The 4,087-nt window shown below is 73.0% G+C and carries 3 protein-coding genes and 1 pseudogene; 3 read left to right on the top strand and 1 reads right to left on the bottom strand.

Annotation, left to right across the window (positions count from 1 at the left end; all coding sequences use genetic code 11):
• Window positions 1-2 precede the first annotated feature (2 nt).
• Window positions 3-173, top strand: a pseudogene (locus NHG85_RS19910) (Hint domain-containing protein); the annotation flags it as partial.
• A gap of 74 nt (window positions 174-247) precedes the next feature.
• On the opposite strand, the gene NHG85_RS17890 reads toward NHG85_RS19910, so the two are convergent.
• Window positions 248-1,573, bottom strand: coding sequence for a cytochrome-c peroxidase (locus NHG85_RS17890; protein ID WP_253334960.1), 1,326 nt, complete (start codon window positions 1,571-1,573; stop codon window positions 248-250).
• Between the two features lie 182 nt (window positions 1,574-1,755).
• Here NHG85_RS17890 and NHG85_RS17885 point away from each other — a divergent pair, with 182 nt between their 5' ends.
• Window positions 1,756-2,421: a hypothetical protein gene (locus tag NHG85_RS17885; protein ID WP_253334959.1), complete on the top strand. Its 666-nt coding sequence runs from the start codon at window positions 1,756-1,758 to the stop codon at window positions 2,419-2,421.
• A 159-nt stretch (window positions 2,422-2,580) separates the two neighbouring features.
• Window positions 2,581-4,087: Y-family DNA polymerase (locus NHG85_RS17880; RefSeq protein WP_253334956.1), on the top strand; the 1,507-nt coding region annotated here is incomplete at its 3' end.

Genomic DNA, 4,087 nt, shown 5'->3' with positions numbered 1-4,087 from the left:
TGCTGCGCGGGCCGCGGATCGCGCGGCTCTTCGGTGACAGCGAGGTGCTGGTCGAGGCCGCGCATCTGGCCCCGCAGGGTGGCATCCGGCGCGGGGGCCCGGCCCGGATCACCAGCTTCGGGCTGGTGCTGCCGCGCGCCGAGCTGATCTGGGCCGAGGGGGCGGTCGTGGAAAGCCTGACGCCGCTAGGCACCGCCCCGGCACGGCGCTGTCTCGGCTGGCATGAGGCCGCGTGGCTGCGCGCCGATCAGGGGTTTGGGACGGTCAGGCCGCTGGGCACCGCGCCCGGCACGCCCAGCCGCCCGGCCGCCGCCACCGGATCGCTCAGCGCCTCCAGAAACGCCACGAGCGCGTCGATCTCCTCTTCCGTCAGCGCCACGGGCGGCGCGGTGACCGCCGCGCCGATCGCGCCCGCTTCCTCCGCATCGTCGAGAATGCGCCAATCGGCCACCTCCATGCGCGGCAGAACCGCCTGCGCCCGGTCATAGCGGGCCATGGTCGCCACCGGGTCGAGGTGATCCGCGACGAAGCCGCGCAGCGTGGCATGGCTGCCCGCGTGGCCATAGGGCGCGGTCAGCGCGACGTTGCGCAGCGAGGGCGTGCGAAAGGCGTGCAGATCCTCCGCCCGCCCGGTGACGCGAAACCGTCCCTCGTCGCGCGCGTGGCTCTCAAAGCGCGCGGCCTTGCCCGGGCCGATCTGCGGCGCGCCCATGGCGTGAAAGCCGTGATCGGTCAGGAAAGGCCCCGAATGGCAGTCCGCGCAGCCCGCCGCGCCGTAGAACAGCCCGAGCCCCTCCTCGGCCTCGGGCGAAAGCGGCGTGTCCTCGCGCAGCCGCGCGTCGAAGGGGCTGGTGTCGGAACGGAACTCGAAGGTGATGAAGGCGGCGATGGCGTTGGAGATGTCGGTAAAGCCGATCTCCTGTGGCGCGAGGCCGTAGACCGCCTCGAACCGCTCGGCATAGTCGGGAAGTGCGGCGACGCGCTGCGCGATCAGCTCCCACGCCCCGCCCGGCCCGGTGAGCCGCCCCTGCCGCACCGCCTGCGCCACCTCGTTCTCGCTGTAATGCCCGGCCATCTCGTCGGGGCTGAGCACCGGGAACATCGTCTGCGCCGAGAGCATGGAGGCGAAGCCCGCGACCATGTCGGCGTCGAGCGGGGTGCGCAGCCCCCCCGGCGCCGAAGCGTCGCGCTCCACGCGCCCGTCGTGGAACATCGAGACATACTCATGCGCGCCGACGTTCCACAGCGCCTGGCTGTTGCGCGGCACGCGCTGTTCGGGCGGGTTCTCGGGGTCGATGGCGCGTGCGGGGCCGAGACCGTGACCCCCATCGCCCAAGGGCAGCGACAGCCCGTCCGATGTGCCGAATTCCGGGTGGTGGCAGGTGGCGCAGGCGACCTCGCGGTTGCCCGACAGGATCGGATCGTAGAACAGCAGCTGGCCCAGCGCTGCCTCCGCTACGTCCACCGCGGGCCATGCCGCATCGTCGAGCGGCGCGGGCAGGTCTTCTGCAATAGCCGCGCCTGGCCAGCACAGCACCGCCCATGCGGCAATGCGGATCGTCACCTGTCTCATCCGGTCTCCCTCTCCCGTGCATGAAGGTGCCGCAGCTTGGGGGGCGGCGCAATGAGGCCCGCGCCATGCGTGGCATGATGACACCGCTGCGCCATGCGCGGCGCAATGACGCAGACAGCATTTGACGCAGCCCGGACACCGCACTAGAACAAAGCAAGAACACTGATTTGCAGAGAGAACCCGTGACGTGGTCGCCCCCCGCTTCATGCCCCGCCCCTTCGAAAGCACCGCGCAGCCCCGCGGCGCTGCGCCAACCCACCCTGTCGGAGATCTTTCCCGAAACGGCCCCCGATGCCGCCGCCCCCGCCTTTGCGCTGGCGCATCTCGATGCCGCCAGGGGGCCGGTGTTGTGGATACAGGACCGGCTGTCGCGGCGCGAGACGGGGCGCCCCTTTCCCCCGGGGCTTGGGAGCTGCGAGGTGCTGCATCTTCAGGTCTCGCGCGCCATCGACGTGCTTTGGGCCATGGAGCAGGGGCTGGGCTGCCCCGCCCTGGGCGGGGTGATCGGCGAGGTCTGGGGCACGGCCCCCGCGCTCGACTTCACCGCAACCAAGCGCCTGGCGCTGCGCTCGGAGGCGCATGGCGTGCCCGCATGGCTCATCCGCCGCGCCACCCCGCCCGAGCTGAGCGCCGCACGAGAGAGATGGCGCCTGGGCGCCCTGCCCGCGCGGCCCGTGCCGGACGATCCGCGCGCGCCGGGTGCGCCGCTGTGGAATGCCGAACTGTTTCGCGCCCGCTGGCGTGCGCCGGGGCGCTGGGTGGCCGGGCATGACCCGCAAGGCAGGGATCTCGTCTTCGACCATGCCGTCGGCATGGAGGCGGCAGAGGCGGCGCGCGCCACGGCCTGAACCGCGCGCTTGGCGGCCAATGTCGAGCCATGCGTATTTGGAGAAAGATGAACCCAAGGGCGCGCTCGTGGACCCGGCGGTTCCCTGGGGGGAACCCTGCGGGGCATTGCCGCGCGCCGGATGGGGCATGGCCCCGCCCGAGCAAGGCGGGCGACGACGATGAGCGGCGGGGACAAGCTGCCCGTCCTCGCCTTTCCCGCGCCCTCGACACCCCGGCCCCGCGCCGCCGATCCGCGCCAGCTCGCGCGGGCAGCCGAAGCGTTGCGGCAGGCCATCGAAGGCAAGGCGGAGTTCGGACGGCCAGAGGAGGGGCCGCCGGACCTCGGCGCATCCATGCCAGAGGAAAGCTTTACCCCCGTGGGCATTCCCCGGGGGCATTCTCCGCGCGCAAAGGCGCAGAACGGTCTGCCCGGCATCTCGCGCATCGGCGCACCCGCCGACACCGCCGCGCGGCGCATCCTGTCGCTGCACCTGCCGCATTTCGCCATCGAACGCTGGCAGCTGCAGGCCGCGCGCGGTGGCGAGACGCTGCCCGAGGGCACGCCGTTGGCGCTGGCGCTCGAAGGGCCGCACGGGCCGGTGATCCACGCGGTGAACGGGGCCGCGCGCGCCATGGGGCTCGGCCCCGGCGCGCGGGTGGTCGACATGCGCGCGATCTGCCCCGATCTGCGCACCGCCTTCGCCGATCCGCGCGCCGATGCCGCCGCCCTGCAGCGGCTCATGCTCTGGGCCCGGCGCTGGTGCCCGTGGACGGCGGTGGACGGGGCGGATGCGCTGGTCATGGACATCACCGGCGCGGACCATCTCTGGGGCGGGGAAGCAATGATGCTGGAAGATATCGAGACGCGCCTTGCAAGCCTCGGCCTCACCATGCGCGCCGCCATTGCGCCGACGCGCGGCGCGGCCTGGGCGCTGGCGCGGTTCGGCGCGCCGCATGCGATCTGCGGGGCGGAAGATCTCGCAAGCCGCACCGATCCCCTGCCCGCCACGGCCCTCAGGCTCGATCCGGCGACGGTGCAGCTGCTCGACCGGCTGGGCCTTTCGACCATCGGCGCGCTGCGCGCCGTGCCGCGGCTTTCGCTCGCGCGGCGGTTTCGCGCAACCGCAGCCGAGGCCGATCCGCTCCTGCGCCTCGATCAGCTCTCGGGGCGCAGGCCTGAGCCGGTCGACAGCCCCGACGATCCGCCGCGCTTTGCCGTGCAGGCCCGCCTGGCTGAACCGGTGATCGACCCGGTGCCGCATCTTCCCGCGCTGGCCGAGGCGCTTTGCACTGCCTTGGTGGCAGCGGGCTTCGGCGCGCGCCGCCTCGCGCTGGCGCTGTATCGCACCGATGGCGAGGTGGCGCAGGCGCAGGCCGCCACCTCCCAGCCCTCGCATGACGCGGCCCACATGGTGCGGCTGTTCGAGGGGCGGCTCGACGGGCTCGATCCGGGCTTCGGCTTCGACCTGATCACGCTGGCCGCGCTGGTGGCCGAAGCGCTGCCTCCCCGCCAGCGCCACCTCGATGGCGCGACCGAGGGCGCGGAGGATCTCGCACGGCTGATCGACCGGCTTTCGGCCCGCTTCGGCGTGCGCGCCCTGACCCGGCCCCGCCCCGCGCCGAGCCACATCCCCGAGCGCCAGACGCTCTGGCTTCCGGCGCTGCACGTGTCGCCGCACCGCTTTG

It is taken from the genome of Limimaricola litoreus (assembly GCF_024159025.1).
In the GTDB taxonomy this organism is placed as follows: Bacteria; Pseudomonadota; Alphaproteobacteria; order Rhodobacterales; family Rhodobacteraceae; genus Limimaricola; species Limimaricola litoreus.
The sequence above is the reverse complement of the archived record's forward strand: the minus strand, read 5'-3'. Positions and strand labels throughout refer to the sequence as shown.

Bases quoted from the DNA above. Each gene is read 5' to 3' on its own strand.
- NHG85_RS17890 (WP_253334960.1), bottom strand. From the start codon at position 1,573: ATGAGACAGGTGACGATCCGCATTGCCGCATGGGCGGTGCTGTGCTGG.